Origin of the sequence: Bdellovibrio sp. ArHS (assembly GCF_000786105.1) — a bacterium.
In the GTDB taxonomy this organism is placed as follows: domain Bacteria; phylum Bdellovibrionota; class Bdellovibrionia; order Bdellovibrionales; family Bdellovibrionaceae; genus Bdellovibrio.
Map to the genome: position 1 here is coordinate 60,308 of NZ_JTEV01000012.1, position 20,475 is coordinate 80,782.

Below are 20,475 nucleotides of genomic sequence, written 5' to 3' on the forward strand. Positions count from 1 at the left end.
AATTACCAGATGATAATTCCAAAACGATACAATGTTCTTAGACTAATAAATAGGGAATCGCGTGCACAGTTGCTTCACATCTTCGTGGATTTTCGCCTTCACAGCGACATCTTCAGGGTTGTTGAGCACTTGCGCAATCCACTTCGCTATTTGCTTCATCTCTGAAGTTCCCATACCCCGGGTGGTCAAGGCTGGAGTGCCGATGCGCACACCACTGGTGACAAATGGAGAGCGCTTTTCATTTGGCACAGTGTTCTTATTCACCGTGATGCCGGCCTCATCCAAAGAGTTTTCTGCCACTTTTCCTGTGATTTCACGGTCACTCAAGTCCACGAGAATCAGATGATTGTCCGTACCACCAGTGACTAGCTTGAAACCTTGAGAAAGCAATTCTTCAGCAAGAGCCTGCGCATTTTGAATGACTTGTTCACTGTATTTTTTGAAGTCCGGTTTCAAAGCTTCACCAAAGGCGACGGCTTTACCGGCGATCACGTGTTCTAAAGGCCCGCCCTGAATGCCTGGGAAAATGCGCGAGTTCAATATTTTTGCCTTTTCCTCTGAGTTGGTCAGGATCATACCGCCGCGTGGGCCGCGCAATGTTTTGTGAGTTGTCGTTGTGATGTAATCAGCATAAGGGGCGGGGGACGGATGATGGCCTGTGGCCACAAGACCCGCAAAGTGAGCCATATCAACTAAAAGTTGAGCCCCGACTTCGTCGGCAATTTCTTTGAATTTTGCGAAATCCAAAAGGCGCGGATACGCACTATAACCGGCAATAATCAGTTTCGGTTGAGTTTCTTTCGCCGTAGCACGGATTGTATCATAATTGATGCGGCCCGTTTCTGCGTCTAGTTTGTAGGAAGCCGCTTTAAATAAAAGACCACTGAAGTTAACGGGAGAGCCATGGGTTAGATGGCCGCCGTGGGACAGATCCATTCCTAAAATCGTGTCTCCGGCCTTGCAGGCCGCCAGATAGACAGCCATGTTTGCCTGAGAGCCTGAGTGTGGTTGAACATTCGCAAAACTCACACCGAAAAGTTTTTTTGCCCGTTCAATAGCAAGACTTTCGACAGTGTCGACGTTCACGCAGCCGCCGTAATAGCGCTTTCCCGGATAACCTTCCGCGTATTTATTTGTCAGAATAGAGCCCTGTGCCTCCATCACGGCGCGCGAAGTGTAGTTTTCGGAAGCAATCATCTCAAGGCCGTACTGTTGGCGTTCAGACTCTTTGTTGATCGCCGCTAAAATTTCGGGATCGACTTGGGCTAATGATTGAGATGTCGCGTGCATGAAAAGCTCCTTCAGTGACTTTAGGTTGTAAAATTATTGCTTGAATGGGACTTAATGAAAAGCCTCAACAACCAGTGTCGCTGGCAGGATTATTCTAAGTTTTTAGGAATTGCGAAACCGGCAGCTATGAAACAACGCTTCTTGCTGAGTTCTTTCCCAGGAAAGCTCTTAGAACTCGAATTCTAGCAAGGGCTGGCTAATTTGCTAACACGGTTTTGATGTCGGCCGCCAGCAAACTTGGTCTCGAAAAATGCTTTGATCATCTTTGTGGCTAATTGAGGCGCTATGAAGCGAGCCCCCATGCAAAGTATGTTGGCATTATTATGTTCCCTGGAAAGGCGGGCAACATCTTCGTCCCAACAAAGGGCCGCGCGTACTTGTGGATAGCGATTTGCTCGGATGGCCATGCCTTGGCCAGAGCCACAGATCAAAATACCTAAAGCAGGACCTTCAAGTGAATCTTGAATATTGTTTTTCTGGTTTTGAAGTTCTACTTCAACAATATTTTTGCAAACCTTGTCGGCAAAATCGGGATAGTCAACAGAGTCAACACTGTGTGTGCCCATATCCTTCCATTGAAGGTCGGGGAAGGCTGCCATCACTTTCAGTTTTAAATCCAACCCTGCGTGATCACAACCTATATACACAACCATGTTTCACCCTATTTCAATTTTGAGAATATGATCGACGCGTTTGTTCCGCCGAACCCGAAGCTGTTGTTAATAACGTTATCGATTTTTCCTTCACGAGCTTTGTTAGGAACATAGTCCAAATCGCAGTCTTCGCTTGGGTTTTCAAGATTGATTGTCGGAGGCGCCACTTGATCGCGAATCGCCATCACGCAGAAAGCCGATTCAATTGCTCCCGCCGCACCTAGTGCGTGACCCGTCATTGATTTCGTTGAAGAAACCCAGACGTTCTTAGCGTGGTCTCCTAAAAGACGTTTGATGGCCGCGGACTCAAGACCATCACCCATAGGTGTGCTTGTGCCGTGAGCATTTACGTATTGAATATCAGATGTCTTCAGGCCTGAATCCTCTAAAGCCATCTTCATCGCACGGTATCCGCCTTCACCTTCCGGCGCTGGCGATGTCATGTGGTAAGCATCAGAAGAAACACCGTAACCAGTCACTTCACAGAGAATCTGAGCACCACGCTTTTCCGCATGTTCCAAAGACTCAAGGCAAAGAACCGCAGCACCTTCAGCAAGTACAAATCCATCACGATCTTTATCCCATGGACGGCTGGCTTTTTCAGGAGCGTCGTTGCGGGTAGAAAGAGCTCGCATGGATGCAAATCCACCCACAGCAAGTCCGCAGATTGTGCTTTCGGCACCACCTGCTAGCATGACTTCGGTATTTCCATCGCGGATATAACGAACGGCATCACCGATAGAGTGGACGCCCGATGCGCATGCGGAAGTGATAGAGTAGTTAGGACCTTTCAGTCCTAAAGCGATGGAAACCTGTCCCGCCGCCAAATTTGTGATGACTGAAGGAATGAAGAAAGGACTGATACGTCCAGGTCCTTTCTCCTTCAATTTAATCGACGTATCTTCGATAGTCTGAAGACCACCGATGCCCACGCCGATAATCACTCCCGTTTGCTCTTTCACTTCTGGCGTCAGCTCAAGCTTGGCCATTTCGATCGCCATTTTTGAGGCAGCAATCGAGTAGTGAATGAATTCATCCATTTTCTTCTGTTCTTTTTTCTCGACATAAAGATCCGGATTAAAACCCTTCACTTCGCCGGCAAAAGTAACATCGAAACCCGTCGTATCGAATTTTGTAATCTTGGCAATACCAGATTGCCCGCGTTTGGCAGCAGCCCAGCTCTCCTCAATGGTGTTACCCAGGGGAGTGACGGCGCCAATACCAGTGACGACAACTCTTCTTTGCGGTTTTGATGGACGTTCAAATCGGGAGTTCATAAAAAATTAAGCTTTTCCTTTTTTCTCAAGGTAAGAAGCGACGTCTTGAACTGTTTTCAGTTTCTCAGCGTCTTCGTCTGGAATTTCAAGATCGAATTCTTCTTCCATAGCCATCACAAGTTCAACGATATCAAGGCTGTCTGCACCTAGGTCGTCGATGAAAGAAGCTTCAGGCTTCACTTTATCTGGATCTACACCTAATTGCTCAACGATGATGTCTTTTACTTTTGGATGAATTGCCATTTGTCCTCCTAATATGCGTTCATCTAATTTAATTCACAAGTCTAGTCGTCATCTGCGTTTAGCCGCATTTGACTTTGTATTTTTGCGAAGAGCTTTGGAAAAATGAGTTCTCTTCAGCAAAAAAATTAATTCATATGCATGCCACCATTTACATCTAGGGTGTGTCCCGTGATGTATTTGGACTCGTCGCTCAAAAGAAATCTGACAGCTTGAGCGACGTCAACACCTTCGCCAATCTTGGCTAAAGGGATTTTTTCCATCATCTTCGTTTTGACGTCTTCGGAAAGAACATCTGTCATCTCAGTGCCAATAAAGCCCGGAGCCACGTTATTTACGCGCACATTTCTTGATGCCAATTCCAGCGCCACTGATTTACCGAAGGCAATCGTGCCAGCTTTAGAAGCGGCATAGTTCGCCTGTCCGGCATTGCCAGTTTCTCCGATAATGGACGTGATATTGACGATGGAACCTTTGCGCGCCTTCATCATTGATTTAGTAAAGGCCTTTGTGACCAAGAAAGTGCCACGCAAGTTCGTGTTAACAACAGCATCAAAATCTTCCGCTTTCATACGCAAAAGAAGTTGATCTTTGGTGATGCCGGCATTGTTCACAACGCCGTCGACCTCGGGCCACTTTTCTAGAATATGTTCAACAGCTTCGTTGACGGAAGTTTCGTCTGCGATGTCCATTTTAATATAGAAATGACCTTCGCCAGAAAGAGTGTGCGCAACTTGTTGTGCGGCTTCTTCGCGTGAAGAGTAAGTGAAAGCGACTTGTGCGCCTTCTTCCGCGAGAAGTTTTACGATTGCAGCGCCAATACCGCGGCTGCCACCGGTGACAACGATTTTCTTTCCTTGAAGAGATTTTCCACTCATGTGCAAGTCCTTTTCAGCACACTTTGGCTGAACTCAGAGTAAAGCTCAAGAAATTTCAATGACTCGAAGCTTTCAAAAAATCCTCAATATTTTTAATATCTTCCATGCTAGTCGTGGTCATCACTTTGAAGTAGTCGCCATCGATCTTTTTTAGCAGGCCCTGAAGAACTTTACCAGCGCCACACTCGATGATTTGTGAGTGTCCTAGAGCTTTTAAAGTTTCCATACTTTGTGTCCAGCGAACAGGCGCAGAGACTTGGCGAATAAGATTTTCGCGCAAGATAGCGCCTTCTGTTTCCGCCTTTGCATGAAAGTTTTGAATAATGGGGAATGCGGCCGTCTTAAATTCCATCGCAGTCAGCACTTCGCGCATTTTATCTTCTGCAGGTTTCATCATTTCGCAATGAAAGGGCGCTGATACAGACAGAGGAATTAACTTAGCTCGCTTCGGAGCATCCGCAAAGATAACTTCAGGTTTGAAGTTATCTTTCAGCCAACTAATCGCCGCTTGAGAGCCCGAAATAACGATTTGCCCAGGAGAGTTGAAATTGGCCGGAGAAAGAGGGCCTGCACCCGAGTTTTTAACAACATAGTTGCAAAGAGTTTCAACTTGTTCTGGCTCTAAACCGAGAACCGCCACCATGCCGCCTTTGCCAACAGGAACGGCGGATTGCATAGCTTGCCCGCGTGTGCGGACTGCGCGCATAGCTTCGTCGAAGCGAATGACATCGGCTGATACCAAAGCGGCGTATTCACCGATAGAGTGTCCCGCAGCTGTGATAACTTTAAGATTGAATTCTTGGCGAAGAACTTTTTGCGTCGCTGTTGAAACAAGAAGTAAAGCCGGCTGGGTGTTTTCAGTCAGCGCAAGTTCGGATTCACTGCCTTCAAAGCACAGTTTTTTCATATCTTGCTTAAGAGCCTCAGAGCCTTCTTCAAAAACTTCTTGAGCGATTTTGAAGTTCTCAAACAAAAAACGGCCCATGCCAGGTTGCTGGCTACCTTGTCCAGGGAATGCTAATGTAAACATTTTTAGTACCTCAATAGAATACTGCCGGAAGTAAGACCTGCTCCGAATGCGGTTAGCAGAATCGTTTGACCCCGTTTGATTTTTCCATTTTTAACTGCCCAATCAAAGGCAAGAGGAATAGAGGCTGCGGAAGTGTTACCTGTTTCTTGCAGGTACACAATCACGCGCTCCATAGGGAACTTAAACTGATCAGCCACAGCTTCGATGATACGCTTATTGGCTTGATGTGGAACAATCCAATCCACTTGTTCAGGAGACACCTTGTTGTGTTCCAAAGCTTCTTGGCAGCATAACGCCATCGTGCGAACAGCATTTTTAAAGATTTCGCGGCCCTTCATAGCCATGAAGTTCAGGCCTTGATCGATCGCTTCGTGCGACTGCGGAATGCGACTTCCGCCGGAAGGAAGAATCAGCAACTCTGCCAAACTTCCATCGGCATGCAGATGCGAACTTTCAATAAGGTTTTTGTCACCTTCTTGTGCGCGCGAAAGCACCCAAGCACCTGCACCATCACCAAACAGGATGCAAGTTTCACGATCTTTGTAATTCATGTAACGAGAAAGAACTTCAGCGCCTAGCACGAGGATGTTTTTATACATACCTGTGCGGATGAATTGATCTGCGATAGAGACACCGTAAAGAAACCCAGAGCATGCAGCATTTAAGTCTACAGCCATAATGTTTTTTGCGCCCAACTTAGCCTGCACAAAGGCTGCGGTCGAAGGCATCTGATGGTCACCAGTGACGGTGCCCACAAGAATCATATCGATGTCTTCGATTTTTAAGTTGGCGTCTTCAAGAGCTCTTTTTGCGGCAATAACGCAAAGATCAGACGTTGCCTGATCTTCAGCAGCAATATGGCGGCGTTCGATCCCGGTTCTTTCAACGATCCATTGGTCGTTCGTCTCCACCATCTTTTCAAGATCTTTATTAGAAAGAATCTTTTCTGGTAAATACGAGCCTATCCCTGAAACTCGAGATCGATACATTCCTGCCATGGAGTCAACCTTGCTGTAATAAGTGATTACTTAGCTGCGCTGATTTGTTTGCCTTTGTAGTACAACGCACCGTCAGCGCCTTTAGTGGCACGGTGAGGGCGTACTAGCTCGCCAGTTTTCTTTTCAACAGCTACTGCTGGAGCAGTTAGACCATCATGAGAGCGGCGCATGTCACGGCGAGAGCGAGACGTTTTCTTCTTAGGAGTTGGCATTTCAAACCTCTTTTTGAGTCATTTATAATTGAAGCACGTTAATTTAACCAAAGAATGATAAAAATCAACCCTTTAATTGAGTTTGATGTTCTTTAGAACCGCAAAAGGATTCTGAGGCTTCTCTACGGGCATCTCTTCATTGTAGCTAAAGAGCTGTCCTTCCTCAGGAATTCTGCAATCCGAAGGCTTTCCATCCACGTTTTCGGGACATGCTGGATTAAAAGGCGCAGCAAGAGCCACGATTTCGTGAAGGAATTCACCCATATCAAAAACCATATTTTCGTATTCAGAGACCTCAGGCCCGTCGGCAGGAAGGTCGCTGACATGATTGACTTTAGAATACTTGCTATTGCGAGGCTGATCCTGTTTCGGGATCAGAATCTCGTGAAACTTCTCGTTGACCGGATAATTGATGTCGATGCCACAACGAGAGCAGATCTCGGGGGTTTTCGTTACAATGCGCCCGGTAAGGTCGAAGTCTCTGGAATTTAAAGGTTTAATGAAGAATTCGGCCTGATAGTGATTGCTACCGACAATATCCTTCAAGACGGCATTGGCCTCGCCGGTTTCCGTGGACCAGGAATAAGAGCGTCCCTCTTCAGGAACTTCGGTCAGTTTGATTTTCATAGGAACTCCTTAAGTGCGGCCAAAATCAGCACTTTAACTAATGGCAAGCAGGATGTTTTAAGGCATTTTGAAGCGCTAGGTCAAGCCCTGATTTGGGAATGGATTTTAGGTGGAAATAAGCGGGTTTTGAGATCTTAGATGTAAAAAGACCTCAAATTGCCACACTCCAAACTGGATTAGAAGTTTTGATAGAGGTCTTCAGTTTTGGGCGAAACCTTGATCAGCTTTAAATCCTTAAGCTGTTGTACCAGCGTCTCCCAGCGGTTGGAGCTCATAGCGCCTAAGGGGCCTTTTGTTTCAATAAGGGGTTTTTGCACTTCGGCGGCTTTATTAAAGGTCGCCAGATCAAAGGCTTTATTAAGTTTAGCCATGTATTCATTCGTCGCCTGCGGGTCTTTTAAATAAGCAGCCCAGCCTTCACGTGAGGCGGCCACAAACTTTTTTACGACTTCAGGTTTCTTCTTAAGTGTGTCCTCGGTGGCGCCAATCACGACAAGATAGGGGTTGAATCCTTCATCGGCAATCAGGAAGGTCTTCACCTTGGCGCCGGCTTTTTCCGCGCTTAAAGGCTCGGTGGTGATGAATCCTTGCTGGGATAAGCTTTTGTCGTTTAAGAAATTACTAACACCCCCGGCATAGGGCACCACTTTTACCTGAGGTTTTCCGAATTTTTGCACTAGAAATTGGTAATAAGGCAATCCAGACTGCATGGAAAGAACCCCTTCAGACATAAAAACATCGCGAAGAGTTTTCAAGTTTCTTTCTGCATGAGTCATCACGATGTACGGAGACGTCTGATAAACGGCGAAAAGACCTTTAACTTTATTTTTAGGATTTCTATCCTGAGACAAAATGATTTCATCCGCACTGACAATGGCGAATTCGACTTTACCATTGGCCAACATTTGCACCGTGGGTGTCCCTGATCCTCCCTCAAGAATCTTCACATCCAAGCCGTGTTTTTTGTAAATACCTTGAAGGGCGGCTGTATAAAAACCTCCGAATTCAGGTTCGGCTTTCCAATTTAAAGCCAAGGTAGTTGGAACAAGTGACTCAGCAAACGCTGGGGAGATGACAAGGAAGTTGATCAGTAAAAGCCATTTTTTCATTTTAAGTCCTTATTCTTGTGAGTCCAAGGCGAAGGGGCGACGTTGGCTGATCAGTTTATGGATCACGGCCAAAGCTCCCATAAATAGTAAACCCATGAGTGATAACAATAATAACGCAGCAAACACGATGTCCACTCTTTGCTGCGTGCGTGCAGAGTCAATCAGTGCGCCCAGGCCGCCACCGCCCACAAATTCGCCCGCGATAGCGCCAATGATGGAAAGACCCGCAGAGATTTTAAGGCCAGAATAAATATAGGAATAGGCCGCCGGAACCCGCAGCTTTACAAGCATCTGCCAGCGAGACGCGTGATAAATACGAAAAAGATCCTTCTGCGAATCGCTGACACTTTCAAGCCCCATCAAAGTGTTCGCAATAATCGGGAAAAGTGACACGATAAAACTAGAGGCGATCACCGTCGGGGCGCCGAAGCCGAAATAGATCACTAACAGGGGAGCTATCGCGATGATCGGGACTGTTTGAAAAAAGACGGCAAAAGGCAGAATGGCGCGCTTGAGGATTTCGGAAAGCGAAAAGACGAAGGCAATCAGATTCCCGACCAAGATGCTTAGCGCGAGCCCAGCTAAAACATTTAGAAAAGTTTCTTTAAACGCCAGAAGAAAGTCTTCATGCAACTCTTGCAGAGTCGCGATAATGGACGTTGGGGCTGGTATTAAAGTATTGCTGACAAGGCCGTTTTGAACGATGATTTCTAAAAGTAAAGTGAGAAGTAAAAAGCTTAACAGCGCCGGGTATAAGCGTTTCATGCTCTCAACCTCGCGGAAACGCCTCTGACAAGTTGATTTAATTTTTCTGATGTCCGTAGATCCTCGGTGCGTTCGAAAGGCAGGTCGACTTTTTCATCAATCACGATTCTTGCGTCAGGGCCTTTTAACATAATAATTCGTTCAGATAAATAGACCGCTTCGAACAACGAATGGGTGACAAAGACGATGGTCATCTTTTCTTTTTTCCACAAATCTAAAAGCTGATTCTGCATTTCAAAACGTGTGTTTTCATCTAGGGCTGCGAAAGGTTCATCCATCAACAAAAGTCGAGGGGTGTGAACCACAGCGCGTGCTAAAGAAACCCGCATTTTCATGCCCCCTGAAAGTTCATGAGGAAAAAGATTTTCTGAACCCTCAAGCTGGACTTTTTTAAGAGCCGCCAGAACACGAAGTTTTTTGTCTTTTTCAGGCAAAGATTGAAACTCGGGTCGTAGTTCAAAAGGCAGGGCGACGTTTTCAAAAACATTCCGCCAAGGCAGCAGATTGGCCTCTTGAAAGACGAAGCCGGAAATGTTTTTGCCAGGCGGGGAGAGACTCACCTCCCCGTTTGTGGGATTTTCTAGACCTGCAATCAAACGTAACAACGTCGATTTGCCGCAGCCAGAAGGGCCGACTAACGAAACAAAAGAACCGGCCGCGATATCCAAACTCAAATCATGAATGACTTCACGCTTTTTGAAGCTTTTGTGAAGGTTCTGAATGTGAATGCCTAGGCCCTCTGTCATCATTAGACCCAGTCGTAATTAAAGCTGATGCTAATACGCTCTTTGTTCGCATCGTTTTTGGGGACCTCGTGGCGCAGCCAGCTTTCAAAGAGCACAACATGCCCTTCTTGCGGTGCTAGGGAGTAGTGCCGCTGATTGTGATCTTTGGCGTTGTGTTTGCGCGGTGGCGAGGCCATGAAAGAATCCAGGCGCGGGTCCTCGAATTTGATGGACGAACAATTTTTTGGGGTCTGAACATAATAAGTTCCGCTAATCACGGAAAGGGGGTGGATGTGCATGGTGTGAATGACGTCCGTAGGCATGATATTCACCCAGCATGACGACATCTTCAATTCTTTCGGATCAATATCCATTTCAAGATGTTTGACGAACTTACGCACATGTTTATTGATTTCTTTTTCCAAAGTTTCAAAGGTGGAGGAATAGCGATGCAACTGCGCCAGTGATCCATAGGAGGTGTAGCCGCCCTTGTAGTTCTTCTTAGACCAAATCTGTCCTTCTTCGTCGATCTCTGCAAATTTCAGGGCCTCTTGTTTTAACTCTTTAAGAAGATGGGGTTGGCCTTTAACACTTAAGGGGGAATAATAAATGAAGGTGGGGAACAGGGTTTTGATCATTTTGAGACACCTTTGTCATAGCGATGTGTGCCCTTAAGATAGAGGGAATTTCGTCTCATATCAAGAAGTTCACCAGGAGTTAGACAGGTGTCAGGCGCTTTTTCGGCAAGACCCTTTTAAAGCGAAATTATCGGGGTTCTAGGTGGCATTAGCCTTGCTTAAGTAATCAGTATCCACAAGGAGTGAAACTATGAAAAAGCAAGTTCTTGTAACAATCATCGCCATGATTCCTGCTGTGAGCTTCGCTAAAATCTCTGACTTCAACGCTCTTATTTCTGAGAACGTAAAAGCTCAGGGCGAGTTGCACTCGACAGTGAAACAAAATATCGACGACGCCCGCGATCAAGTGGCGGCTGCGGAAGTGCGTGAGCGCATTGTGGTTGTGGAAAATTCAGGCGTGTCTTATAACTCTCCGACCAAAAAAGATCTTTTGGCTTTCAAAAAAGAAAGAAGATCTCACCGTGCTTCCGAGGCCAAACAGTTTGAGCGTCTTGCTTCTGAGATCAGCTCTTCTGAAGAATAAATAAAGCTTTAAAAATGAACCACCAAAGCGCCTTCCTAAAACGAAGGCGCTTTTTCTATTTAATGTCCTAGAAACTTTTCGTTGGTAAAGGGCTTAAAGAATGAGTTTGCGCAGCTCTTGTTGGGAGTAAACGTAGTCCGCATAGATCATGGTATTGGTGATATTCCTGTGCCCCAATGCCACCTGAACTAAACGCAAATCCTTCGTCTTCTGATAAAGCTCAATGGCAAAAGTATGCCTTAAAGCATGGAACTTCTTTGGGACGGGGCGATATAGCTGCCAGACCTGATAAAGGCGATCGTAGGTGATGGGGAAAACTTTATTGCCGCCTTGATTTTCGGCGAAGCGATGAAGTCTGCCAAAAAGTTGCGAATGAAGTGGAATTTCCCGGTCGTTAGAGTTTTTGAGGCCCCGAATAAAGACCGTTTCATCATAAGGGTTCAAATCATTACGCTGGATGTTCAAAATTTCTTGGGCCCGGGCGCCCGTCCTTAAGGCCATCCAAATCATCAAACAATTCCGGGGATCCCGATCTTCAAAATCCGTGAGAATTTTTCGCAAACGTTCTGATTCGGGCGCCAGGAGATATTTGTTCTTATTGAGTTGATACCGAGGTGCTGAGGATGCCATGAATCCATCATCGAGAGTCCAGGTGGCTTTGACAACCGATATTCATAATGCGACGCATTCAAAGTAGTGATAGGTATAAAATATTTGTTTAGACGCAATGAATAATAAATATATGCACTGCATTACGAATATCCAACCCGAAATACCAATAAATATTATTCAATAATATCAAATACTTAACACTAAATAATATAACTATAAGCTTTAGGTGAATTTGAAAAAGGGCATATCCCAGCATCCCTGTGGATATTCTTTTGTTGTTTCAATGACTTAGCTTGACTCCCTGAATGCGACTCTATGATTATATATGTATTATACAACGTCAAATATTGTAAAAAACAATATAAATGTTGTGAAAAACAATAGTCCTGAAGGGGTTCGGATGGAAATGGGCGATCTAGGGTTAGGTCTAGGTGAGGATGAAAAGACCACTTTAAAAGAGGGGTTTTTGGAGGGCGATATAGGGCCTCGTTCAAAGACATCTTTGCGCATTCATTACGAGGCTCAGGTCTCTGTAATCCAAAAGCAGATCGGAAATTTGGAGGAGATTCGGGGTGTTTTAGGGCTTTCGCAACGTAAAATGGCCCAACTTCTTTTGGTTGATCCTTCAAGTTGGACACGTTGGACGAAACAAGATGATGAAGCTCCTCCGCATATTTGGAGGGCGTTGCAATGGTATATGGCCCTGCGCGAAAAGATCCCGGGCTTAACCCCCCAGTATTTTATCAGCACCAACCCGCAAGTTTTGCATCAAAAGGCCTTGAAAGAGGTCGATTTAGAACGTCAACAGCGCATGGAAGACATGGCTCATTTATCAGCAAAATTAGAAAGCATCGGCTATGAGCGCGATGCTCTTCGCGGCGAGATTTCTTCGCTTAAAAAAGACCTGAATTTTCATAAGAAGGTGAGTATAGTCATCCTTTTAATTAGTTTATCCTGGTTTGCCGTTTTTTGGTTTTGGAAAGGCCTATGATTAAGCACGACTCAATTCGACTTTTAGCTACGAAAAAAATCTCTGAAGCCATTCAAAAAATGGGGCAAACCCTTACAGAAGATGAAATCTATAAGGCTCTCGTTGAACCCCCGCAGTCTGAAATGGGCGATCTGGCTTTTGGGTGTTTCACGTTAGCTAAGGCCTTAAAAAAAGCTCCTCCGCAAATTGCCGGCGAAATCGCAATAAATTTTTCCGCAGATCCGTTGATTGAAAAGGTGCAATCGGCGGGCCCCTATTTAAATATTACTTTTTCGCCTGTCTGTCATGGAACGCAAGTCCTTGAGACCATTTTGGATGGAAGCTTTTTTAGAAAGCCTTTGATCGAAAAATCCCCCAAGACAATGATCGAATACTCTCAACCCAATACTCATAAAGAACTGCATGTTGGTCACATGCGGAACCTTTGTTTGGGGGATGCGATTGTGCGAATGCTGCGCTATTCGGGTCGCGATATTGTCGCTTCGACGTTCCCGGGCGATATGGGGACGCATGTGGCAAAATGTCTTTGGTATATGAAAAAGCACAATCAAGAGCCGGTTCCTGAAACAGGAAAAGGGGAATGGTTGGGGCGGATGTATTCCAAGGCGAATTTACTTTTGGAAGATCAAAACGGAACTCCCCAGGAAGCCATTAATAGACAAGAGCTTACCGACATTCTTCATCAATTAGAGTCTAAGACCGGCCCTTATTTCGAATTGTGGCAAGAAACGCGAGAGTGGTCGATCGCTCTGATGAAAAAGGTTTATGCGTGGGCTGGTGTTCATTTTGACGAATGGTATTTTGAATCCGAGATGGATTCGCCGTCCGTCGCCTGGGTTAAGGACTTGTATGCGCAAGGAAAGCTTGAAAAGTCTGAAGGAGCTATCGGTAAGAATTTAGAATCTGAAAATCTAGGCTTCTGCATGCTTTTAAAATCTGATGGCACGGGTTTGTATGCGACCAAAGATTTGCTTTTAGCCAAACATAAATTTGAAGACGTTCATATCGAAAAAAGCGTCTATGTCGTGGATATGCGTCAGGCCTTGCATTTCAAGCAGGTCTTTCGCGTCCTAGAGATGTTGGGCTTTGAACAGGCGAAAAACTGCTTCCATCTTCAATACAATTATGTCGAGTTGCCAGACGGTGCGATGAGTTCTCGAAAAGGAAATATTGTTCCTTTGACTGAGTTGGTTCACCGCATGGAAGACCATGTGAAGAAAACCTACCTTAGTCGCTATGAAAACGAATGGACCGTGGACGAAATCAAACACACGGCTGAGCAGGTGGCTAAGGGAGCGATTTTCTACGGCATGCTTCGTATTGATACGAATAAAAAAATCGTCTTTGATATGGATGAATGGTTAAAGCTCGATGGTGAGTCGGGGCCTTTTGTGCAGTATTCCTACGCGCGGATTGCAAGCTTAGGGCGTAAGTTTTCACGCACATCTGCAAAAGTGGATTGGTCGAAACTTACGCATGCTTCAGAGCGACAGTTGATGCAAGCTCTTTTCGGCTTTAATTCGGCGGTGGCTCAGGCAGCGGAGAACTTCAAACCCGCCGCGATCTGCACGTACTTGTATGAGCTGGCAAAGAAGTTCAATGTCTTCTATCATGAGTGCCCGATTGGGACAGAAAAAGACGAAAGCATCCGTGAAGCTCGTCTTGCTTTGGCCTCCGCAGTGGGTGTGACGCTTAAAAATGGTCTTTCTGTTCTCGGGATGCCGGCGCCAGAGAAAATGTAAGTTGAAATCCCTTTTTTCAGAGGGATCTCGCTCCCTTTCTAGGCAATTAATGCGGCGAACATATTCGCCGCATTAACGCTAGTCTTTTTACTCAAATGGCCACATGATCTCCTCGCACTTAAATAAATGAAGGAGCCTACTTTGGGAACTTTTGAGCTTATTTCTAAGCATGGAGACCATGAGCAAGTTGTTTTCTGTAACGACCCTCACGTTGGTCTTAAAGCCATCATCGCTATTCACAACACTTCTTTGGGGCCTGCTCTTGGTGGTACACGCATGTGGAACTACAAGAATGAAGATGAGGCTTTGGTAGACGTTCTTCGTTTGTCTAAAGGTATGACTTACAAAGCAGCGGCTTCAGGGTTGAACTTGGGTGGTGGTAAAGCGGTTATCATTGGTGATCCAAAAACGCAAAAATCAGAAGGTCTTTTCAGGGCTTTCGGTCAATTTGTAAACTCATTGAACGGCAAATACATCACGGCGGAAGACGTGGGTACTTCTGTTCAAGATATGGAACACATCTACATGGAGACTCCTTGGGTGACCGGTATTCCTAAGGATTTCGGCGGATCGGGCGATCCTTCTCCTTACACAGCGCACGGTGTTTTGATGGGTATCAAAGCTTCGGCAAAAGAAAAGTTTGGCACGGATTCTTTGAAAGGCATTCGCGTTGCTGTTCAAGGTCTTGGTAACGTGGGTTCCAACCTGGTGAAGTACTTGAAAGAAGAAGGCGCTGAAATTACAGTTGCTGACATCGATATGGGCCGCACTAAAAAAGTTGCAGAAGCTTCTGGCGCAAAAGCCGTTTCTCCTGACGAAATCCTTTATGTGGAGTGTGATATCTTGGCACCGTGTGCCTTGGGTGCGATCGTGAACGATCAAACTATCACGAAGTTCAAAACAAAGGTGATCGCCGGCGGCGCGAACAACATTCTTGCCGAAGCTCGCCACGGTGATCAATTGAAGGAACTGGGTATTCTTTATGCTCCTGACTATGTCATCAACGCTGGCGGCCTGATGAACGTCTTTGTCGAGCTTGAAGGTTACTCGCAAGAGCGTGCGTTCGAAAAAACGAAGCGCGTTTATGACAACATTCTTAAAGTTTACGAAATTGCAAAACGTGACAATATCGGAACTCATACAGCGGCAGACCGTTTGGCTGAAGAGCGTATCAACACAATTGGTCGCTTGAAACAACGTCACCCAGGTAAGTCTTCTCGTTCATTCACGACGCTTAAAGAAGTTTATAATCGCTAACAGTCCTGGCGTAAGCCAGCAAAGCACAGGCGGCCGGAGTGCCGCCGAAGCTGAAGCCGTCTTAGCGCTGCACATCTTTCCAGCGAAATTCAAGGGGCTTTTGAGCCCCTTTTTTATGCGGCGAGTGATATTCAATTCCCTTCCCCATCTCTTGACAACCCACCTCGACCAAAGAACAATCTTTCATCGTAAGTATTTATTAACAGCGAGGAATTATCTTGAGCACAAAGATTTCTAAAGAAGATTTGAAGTCCCCAGATCAGGTCACACAAACTTTGCGAAAAGGTTTTATCTGGACCACAACGCATTCAAAAATAGTGATCGTAGCTGTGATCGCTTTTATTGTTATTGGTCTAGGCACTTCTATTGCTGGGTATCTATCTGAAAAGAAAGAAGTCACGCAGCAGGAAAAATACTTCTTGCTAGAGAAGGCGTATAACGAAAAGAAAGCTGGATTTGAAGAGGCGGCCCGCGCTGAACTTATGGCGGCTCAAAGTAAAGATAAAAAGAACGTTCCCGCATTTGATCCAGCTAAAAAGGCTTCGGGAGATTTGCAAAAAGACTACGGTACTGTGATCGCCGGCTTTGAAAGCTTTATTGCTGAAGCTCCAAAAACCAAAGCGGCCCAGATGGCGGCATTGAACGTCAGCGAAATTTATTCCAACTACGGAAAACAGGAAGAAGCCCTTGTAACGCTACAAAAGGTGGAAGCCGGTCTTGATAAAGATGATATGCTGACGGCTTTGGTATTGATGCAAATGGGGAATGTGCTTTCTGCTAAAAATGACTGCAAAGGCGCGATTGAAAAATGGCAAGCTTTGACGGGTCATAAATCTTTAGCTTTTGCGCACGATGAAGCGAAGCTTCGTATGGGCCTTTGTTTTGAATCTATGAACGATCTTACGAAGGCGGAAGAGCTTTATACAGAGATCGCAAAAAAAGAAGACCAAAACACAACTGATTTTGCGGCAGCACGTGAAGCGCAAAAATATCTGCGTCTTTTAAAAGCGAAAAAGAATCTTTAATTTGGGGCTTTAATGAAGAATTTGCTTCTAGGATCTCTTTTATTAAGTCTTGCTGGGTGTACGACGCTAGATCGCACACTGGAGCAATGGAGTTCTAAAAACAATCTTAAAAGAGAATACGAAGTCAAAACCGCCTGGGTTCGTCAGACAACAGAAAAAGACAATCTGGGCTTTCGTAAAATCAATCGCATGACGCCAGTTATCGTCGGCGACTTGGTGATCCAGGGAAATGGTCTGGATGGACTTGTTGCCTACGAAAAAGAAAGCGGTCAGTTGAAGTGGCGTCTGCCAATTCAAAACGGGGTCGAGCCAAGCGCGGCTCTTATCCGCGATCGTCTTTTTGTTGGCGCTAGTGATGGCAACTTCTATTCCATTTCCGCAAGTACTGGTGAAATTCAGTGGTCCTTTGCCACTAAGGCAGAAAACTTATCGGCGCCTCTTTTGGAAGACGGTGTTGTTTACTTCCTGGCTGGAAATAACGTTTTCTACGCATTAGATGCGGCCACGGGGCGGCAGTTGTGGCTTTATTCTCGTCAGGACACCTCGCAGTTTTCTATCCGTGGCGGCAGTCAGGCGGCCTTTAATAAAGGGACGTTGTACGTCGGCTTTTCAGATGGCTCGTTGGTCGCTTTAAATGCACAGACTGGGGCTGTGGTTTGGGAGCTTCAGTTAAATCGCAACAAGCGTTTCCGGGATATTGATGCCACTCCTGTGATCGACGGAAATCAGCTTTACATCGCTGGCTACGATGACAAACTTTACTGTGTGTCGATCGATAAGGGCGAGGTCCTGTGGCGGATTGATGGCGGCGGCTATAGTGCCGTCACGATGACGGGTGATAAGATTTTCTATCCGACCACGACGGGTGAAATCTGGGCGCTCAAAAAATCCAATGGCGACAAAGTATGGTCCTATAAAATTAACGAAGGTATCGCTTCGCAGGTGAAGACTTACAAAGGCACTCTGGTCTTTGGTGAATCGCAAGGAAGTCTGCGCTTTTTAGATCCAAATACGGGAGTTTCTTTAGGAAGTATCGAGCCTGGCCGGGGCATTCTTTCTGCCCCTCAAGTCGATGAAAAGGCGGGACGAGTGTATTTCATTTCAGGCGAAGCCAATCTTTTTGCGATTCAAGCGGGTTGGATTAAAACACCTTATTTTAAGGAGTAAGAGATGAAACAACTTTTAGCCGTTCTTCCTTTTGTCTTGGTTCTAGGGGCTTGCACTCACGGCAACTGCCGCACGCAAAAGCAACCTGGCAAAGGCGAGGTAACAGCAACTCAAAGTGAGGTTCCTGTGACAAAGTCAGCGGCGACAGATCGAGTAAAAGTTTTTAAGCCCGACGGATCTTTGCAATGTGGTCAGGGTAAAGCGATTCCTGTTGCGGAAATGCAGAAACAACTGAAAGACATCAAGGTTTATTCCGCTTCAAACCAAAACGACGGAATGATGCGTATTCAGGTTTGTGGAAGCCCTACGGGCAACTCCAATGTCTACGAAATTGATCGCAAAGACATTGAGGCTGCCCTAAAGCTGGGTTTTAAGGAGTGGTTGGCTGAATAAGCAGGCGCTCTTTGATTCTTTCTGTCGGGAGAGGTCCTTCTCCCGGCACATAGCGACCGTCGATAACCAAAACTTCATTTGGCTTTTCAACGTTTCTTAGAAGCGTTTCCATAACTTTACCGGTCGCATCCAATTTTTGGATTAACATCACGGCATCTGGATCTGTACCTCCGATACCCATCACTTCGGCTTGGCGGCCATAGGTGTAGGAAAACTCGGGATCAAACGCCTTTAAACGACCCAAATCAACGTCTTTAAGTGCACGGTAAGAGGCGACATTGATACGAGACTTCAGTTGCGCCTGAAGCGCCGGATCCATGTGTTTACCATACTCGCCGACAACCATCGCGCCCATCGCAAAGGCTTTACCAACTACTTCACGCTTAGACGTCGAATATCCGTAGGAGATGCCGTATTTAGGACCACTTCTATGGTGATCAATAGCCATTTCAACCATATCGCCATTCAAAGATTCTTTGTTAAACAGAGCAAAGTCAGCCTTGATCGCCTGAACCAGTGGCGTGCCCGCACGAAGAGCTCTTAACACGCTATTGGAAACCAGGTGAGAAGTCGGTTTTTTGAAGTAGTCCAATAACTCCTGACGAATAGGCTCTTTGGTTTTATTGGAAAGACCACGCCAGACAAGCATGTCTTTGTCGTACCAGCGGTCGATTTTTGCGTCCCAAAGTGTTTTATTGCCGGATCTGTTAACGGCAAACAGATCCACAAAGTCCGGGTCAACAAGGCGCAAGCCGATCTCGCGTTCCCCATCTTTATCGTGGATGTAGCGAACCGTTTTTGATCTGTAGTACTCAACAAACAAATCAGCGATACGAGACATCGCGCGCAGGCGGTTGTTCTTAATCTCAGTTGTCAATTCAGGGTGTTTTTGCATCAAAGCTTTGATGAAGGCATTGAACTGTCCTGCATCCACTTTTGCTTGGGCGTAGTTCTGCACTTCCTTGGTCTTGCCCTGTTGTTTTAGCGAGATACTGACCATTTCCGGCAAACCTGGGTACAATAACTCTGGCGAGTGCTCAACTGTCAGGCCATTTTTCAGGCGGAACAGAACATCTGCCTGTAGTTTTGCGTTGTTAACCACGCCTTTATGAACGTATTCACGCCACTCTTTTTGAGAGACCTGAACATCTAAAAAAGGATCCACTAGACGAACCGGAGGCAAACCTTCCTTCGTCAGCATGTAGTTCATCAAGAGTCTTGTCGTGCGACCATTCCCATTAAGAACCGGGTGGATCGCAACCAGGTCACGCTGAAGATCTGCGACGAGGTCGATATATCTGTGTTCATTAATGCCAATTTTAACTTCGCCCAAAGCGGCGCGTTCGGCATTGAAACGTGCAAAGCGTTCCTCAACAAGAGCTTTGGTGAAGGCTTGTTCTAAAGCTTGAGGACCTTGGCCTGAGTAGGAAGTACCATGCTGTTCACGGTATTCCATGATCTGTTTGTAAACTTCCGGATGAGAATTCTTAATCAGATCGACGGTCTCTTGCTTTGGCGTCTTCACATAGGGGTAATGAATACGGCCGGAGATCTCGACGGCATTGCCTGTTTCGGCAACCATGTTGCGGTGGGATCCCCAGATTTTTACATTTTTCCAAACATTTTCATTCAGCGTGCTGTCTGAGCGGGCCCCTTCCTCAAAACTTAGATAGGGATTTTCTCTTAAAATCTCAGCTTCTTTCGGAGTGACTTTGAAGGCGCCAGCAACATTCCCGGTCCAATGACCATCGCGCCACACGCCGAGCTGTTGAAGACGAACACCCTCAACACCATTTTCCATGATGCGCTTATGGATTTCCGACAAAAGTTCAGCCGTGATGGGAGGCTGTTCTTTTCTTAGGAAATTATCACGAGCTCGCAAGAACCCCTTAAAAGGGGCCGATCTTTCTTCTCCCGCGCGATCGTAGAGTACAGAAAAATCCAAAACTTCGCGCTTGCCTTCAAGGAAGTTAGGTAGAATCTTTTCGGCCGTGTGGGTGTAATCGAAGAACTCGACCGATGCCAGAAGGTGCTCGATCTGAGCTTTGCGTTGTGGCGGGATTTTTTCCAGCGTGGCCCAAAGATCGCCTTTGATTGTTTTAAATTGCAAAAGTTCAAGGGGAGTTTCGGGCTGTCTTGCTTCAGATCGCAGACCAAAATCCGCGCCGCGAGCTTTGACCTGCGGCTCTGTAAAGACATACTCGCACATTTGGGCGGCATGTGCCGGTCCAAAAAAGCTGAGCGCCATTATCAAAGTTAATACGAACCTATAAACCATCTTATGCACAGGCATAGAGACACCTCTTCTTCGAAGCATTACCAG

At 46.0% G+C, this 20,475-nt stretch carries 22 protein-coding genes; 7 read left to right on the forward strand and 15 right to left on the reverse strand.

From position 1 onward, the window contains the following. Positions 1–42 precede the first annotated feature (42 nt). The 13 genes from glyA to OM95_RS06625 form a co-directional block, all read right to left on the reverse strand. Positions 43–1,290: a serine hydroxymethyltransferase gene (glyA, locus tag OM95_RS06565; RefSeq protein ID WP_041871677.1), complete on the reverse strand. Its 1,248-nt coding sequence runs from the start codon at positions 1,288–1,290 to the stop codon at positions 43–45. A 182-nt stretch (positions 1,291–1,472) separates the two neighbouring features. Beyond that, positions 1,473–1,943, reverse strand: a complete 471-nt coding sequence (locus OM95_RS06570; protein ID WP_041871679.1) for an RpiB/LacA/LacB family sugar-phosphate isomerase — start codon at positions 1,941–1,943, stop codon at positions 1,473–1,475. Between the two features lie 8 nt (positions 1,944–1,951). Next, positions 1,952–3,220, reverse strand: a complete 1,269-nt coding sequence (gene fabF / locus OM95_RS06575; RefSeq protein ID WP_041871681.1) for a beta-ketoacyl-ACP synthase II — start codon at positions 3,218–3,220, stop codon at positions 1,952–1,954. A gap of 6 nt (positions 3,221–3,226) precedes the next feature. Then, positions 3,227–3,463 carry an acyl carrier protein gene (acpP, locus tag OM95_RS06580; protein ID WP_041871683.1) on the reverse strand — a complete coding sequence of 79 codons (237 nt, stop codon included), beginning with the start codon at positions 3,461–3,463 and terminating at the stop codon, positions 3,227–3,229. 125 nt (positions 3,464–3,588) lie between these two features. Continuing rightward, positions 3,589–4,338 carry a 3-oxoacyl-[acyl-carrier-protein] reductase gene (fabG, locus tag OM95_RS06585; RefSeq protein ID WP_041871685.1) on the reverse strand — a complete coding sequence of 250 codons (750 nt, stop codon included), beginning with the start codon at positions 4,336–4,338 and terminating at the stop codon, positions 3,589–3,591. Positions 4,339–4,393: 55 nt separating this feature from the next. Continuing rightward, on the reverse strand, positions 4,394–5,368 hold the full coding sequence (gene fabD, locus OM95_RS06590) for an ACP S-malonyltransferase (protein WP_041871688.1): 975 nt from the start codon (positions 5,366–5,368) through the stop codon (positions 4,394–4,396). A 2-nt stretch (positions 5,369–5,370) separates the two neighbouring features. Further along, positions 5,371–6,366 carry a beta-ketoacyl-ACP synthase III gene (locus OM95_RS06595; RefSeq protein ID WP_041871691.1) on the reverse strand — a complete coding sequence of 332 codons (996 nt, stop codon included), beginning with the start codon at positions 6,364–6,366 and terminating at the stop codon, positions 5,371–5,373. Between the two features lie 26 nt (positions 6,367–6,392). Then, complete coding sequence (gene rpmF / locus OM95_RS06600) at positions 6,393–6,578, reverse strand: 50S ribosomal protein L32 (RefSeq protein ID WP_041871693.1); 186 nt, start codon at positions 6,576–6,578, stop codon at positions 6,393–6,395. 72 nt (positions 6,579–6,650) lie between these two features. After that, positions 6,651–7,205 (reverse strand): DUF177 domain-containing protein, encoded by a 555-nt coding sequence (locus OM95_RS06605; protein ID WP_041871695.1) that lies wholly within the window; start codon positions 7,203–7,205, stop codon positions 6,651–6,653. Positions 7,206–7,381: 176 nt separating this feature from the next. Then, positions 7,382–8,314, reverse strand: a complete 933-nt coding sequence (locus OM95_RS06610) for an ABC transporter substrate-binding protein (protein ID WP_041871697.1) — start codon at positions 8,312–8,314, stop codon at positions 7,382–7,384. 9 nt (positions 8,315–8,323) lie between these two features. Beyond that, positions 8,324–9,079, reverse strand: a complete 756-nt coding sequence (locus OM95_RS06615; RefSeq protein ID WP_041871699.1) for an ABC transporter permease subunit — start codon at positions 9,077–9,079, stop codon at positions 8,324–8,326. Continuing rightward, positions 9,076–9,828, reverse strand: coding sequence for an ABC transporter ATP-binding protein (locus tag OM95_RS06620; RefSeq protein ID WP_291515723.1), 753 nt, complete (start codon positions 9,826–9,828; stop codon positions 9,076–9,078). Before OM95_RS06620 ends, OM95_RS06615 begins: the two co-directional genes overlap by 4 nt. After that, entirely contained in the window at positions 9,828–10,442 is a 615-nt protein-coding gene (locus OM95_RS06625) for a 2OG-Fe(II) oxygenase family protein (RefSeq protein ID WP_041871701.1), read from the reverse strand. The genes OM95_RS06620 and OM95_RS06625 overlap by 1 nt, the downstream gene beginning before the upstream one ends. Positions 10,443–10,632: 190 nt before the next feature. On the opposite strand from OM95_RS06625, the gene OM95_RS06630 reads away from it, so the two are divergent. After that, a complete protein-coding gene (locus tag OM95_RS06630) occupies positions 10,633–10,965 on the forward strand; it encodes a hypothetical protein (RefSeq protein WP_041871703.1) in 333 nt (110 codons plus the stop codon). A gap of 93 nt (positions 10,966–11,058) precedes the next feature. Here OM95_RS06630 and OM95_RS06635 read toward each other — a convergent pair whose 3' ends face one another. Next, positions 11,059–11,595, reverse strand: a complete 537-nt coding sequence (locus OM95_RS06635) for a site-specific integrase (RefSeq protein WP_291515725.1) — start codon at positions 11,593–11,595, stop codon at positions 11,059–11,061. Between the two features lie 352 nt (positions 11,596–11,947). Between OM95_RS06635 and OM95_RS06640 the strand changes: the two genes are divergently transcribed. The 6 genes from OM95_RS06640 to OM95_RS06665 all read left to right on the forward strand — a co-directional run bounded on the left by OM95_RS06640 (position 11,948) and on the right by OM95_RS06665 (position 18,152). Next, positions 11,948–12,568, forward strand: coding sequence for a hypothetical protein (locus OM95_RS06640; protein WP_291515727.1), 621 nt, complete (start codon positions 11,948–11,950; stop codon positions 12,566–12,568). Continuing rightward, a complete protein-coding gene (gene argS / locus OM95_RS06645; protein ID WP_041871705.1) occupies positions 12,565–14,310 on the forward strand; it encodes an arginine--tRNA ligase in 1,746 nt (581 codons plus the stop codon). Before OM95_RS06640 ends, argS begins: the two co-directional genes overlap by 4 nt. 126 nt (positions 14,311–14,436) lie before the next feature. Then, positions 14,437–15,567 carry a Glu/Leu/Phe/Val dehydrogenase gene (locus tag OM95_RS06650; protein ID WP_041871707.1) on the forward strand — a complete coding sequence of 377 codons (1,131 nt, stop codon included), beginning with the start codon at positions 14,437–14,439 and terminating at the stop codon, positions 15,565–15,567. Positions 15,568–15,785: 218 nt separating this feature from the next. Next, the gene (locus OM95_RS06655) at positions 15,786–16,592 is read left to right on the forward strand and encodes a hypothetical protein (protein ID WP_041871709.1); all 807 of its coding nucleotides are present in this window, start codon (positions 15,786–15,788) and stop codon (positions 16,590–16,592) included. Positions 16,593–16,604: 12 nt separating this feature from the next. Next, on the forward strand, positions 16,605–17,759 hold the full coding sequence (locus OM95_RS06660; RefSeq protein ID WP_041871712.1) for a PQQ-binding-like beta-propeller repeat protein: 1,155 nt from the start codon (positions 16,605–16,607) through the stop codon (positions 17,757–17,759). 3 nt (positions 17,760–17,762) lie between these two features. Next, entirely contained in the window at positions 17,763–18,152 is a 390-nt protein-coding gene (locus OM95_RS06665; protein ID WP_041871715.1) for a hypothetical protein, read from the forward strand. Here OM95_RS06665 and OM95_RS06670 read toward each other — a convergent pair. After that, positions 18,130–20,400 (reverse strand): Fic family protein, encoded by a 2,271-nt coding sequence (locus OM95_RS06670; RefSeq protein ID WP_291515729.1) that lies wholly within the window; start codon positions 20,398–20,400, stop codon positions 18,130–18,132. The two genes, OM95_RS06665 and OM95_RS06670, sit on opposite strands and share 23 nt — an antisense overlap. Positions 20,401–20,475: the final 75 nt, after the last annotated feature.

Coding starts and splice junctions, on each gene's coding strand:
- glyA (WP_041871677.1), bottom strand. CDS start 1,290: ATGCACGCGACATCTCAATCATTAGCCCAAGTCGATCCCGAAATTTTA.
- OM95_RS06570 (WP_041871679.1), bottom strand. CDS start 1,943: ATGGTTGTGTATATAGGTTGTGATCACGCAGGGTTGGATTTAAAACTG.
- fabF (WP_041871681.1), bottom strand. CDS start 3,220: ATGAACTCCCGATTTGAACGTCCATCAAAACCGCAAAGAAGAGTTGTC.
- acpP (WP_041871683.1), bottom strand. CDS start 3,463: ATGGCAATTCATCCAAAAGTAAAAGACATCATCGTTGAGCAATTAGGT.
- fabG (WP_041871685.1), bottom strand. CDS start 4,338: ATGAGTGGAAAATCTCTTCAAGGAAAGAAAATCGTTGTCACCGGTGGC.
- fabD (WP_041871688.1), bottom strand. CDS start 5,368: ATGTTTACATTAGCATTCCCTGGACAAGGTAGCCAGCAACCTGGCATG.
- OM95_RS06595 (WP_041871691.1), bottom strand. CDS start 6,366: ATGGCAGGAATGTATCGATCTCGAGTTTCAGGGATAGGCTCGTATTTA.
- rpmF (WP_041871693.1), bottom strand. CDS start 6,578: ATGCCAACTCCTAAGAAGAAAACGTCTCGCTCTCGCCGTGACATGCGC.
- OM95_RS06605 (WP_041871695.1), bottom strand. CDS start 7,205: ATGAAAATCAAACTGACCGAAGTTCCTGAAGAGGGACGCTCTTATTCC.
- OM95_RS06610 (WP_041871697.1), bottom strand. CDS start 8,314: ATGAAAAAATGGCTTTTACTGATCAACTTCCTTGTCATCTCCCCAGCG.
- OM95_RS06615 (WP_041871699.1), bottom strand. CDS start 9,079: ATGAAACGCTTATACCCGGCGCTGTTAAGCTTTTTACTTCTCACTTTA.
- OM95_RS06620 (WP_291515723.1), bottom strand. CDS start 9,828: ATGATGACAGAGGGCCTAGGCATTCACATTCAGAACCTTCACAAAAGC.
- OM95_RS06625 (WP_041871701.1), bottom strand. CDS start 10,442: ATGATCAAAACCCTGTTCCCCACCTTCATTTATTATTCCCCCTTAAGT.
- OM95_RS06630 (WP_041871703.1), top strand. CDS start 10,633: ATGAAAAAGCAAGTTCTTGTAACAATCATCGCCATGATTCCTGCTGTG.
- OM95_RS06635 (WP_291515725.1), bottom strand. CDS start 11,595: ATGGCATCCTCAGCACCTCGGTATCAACTCAATAAGAACAAATATCTC.
- argS (WP_041871705.1), top strand. CDS start 12,565: ATGATTAAGCACGACTCAATTCGACTTTTAGCTACGAAAAAAATCTCT.
- OM95_RS06650 (WP_041871707.1), top strand. CDS start 14,437: ATGAAGGAGCCTACTTTGGGAACTTTTGAGCTTATTTCTAAGCATGGA.
- OM95_RS06660 (WP_041871712.1), top strand. CDS start 16,605: ATGAAGAATTTGCTTCTAGGATCTCTTTTATTAAGTCTTGCTGGGTGT.
- OM95_RS06665 (WP_041871715.1), top strand. CDS start 17,763: ATGAAACAACTTTTAGCCGTTCTTCCTTTTGTCTTGGTTCTAGGGGCT.
- OM95_RS06670 (WP_291515729.1), bottom strand. CDS start 20,400: ATGGCGCTCAGCTTTTTTGGACCGGCACATGCCGCCCAAATGTGCGAG.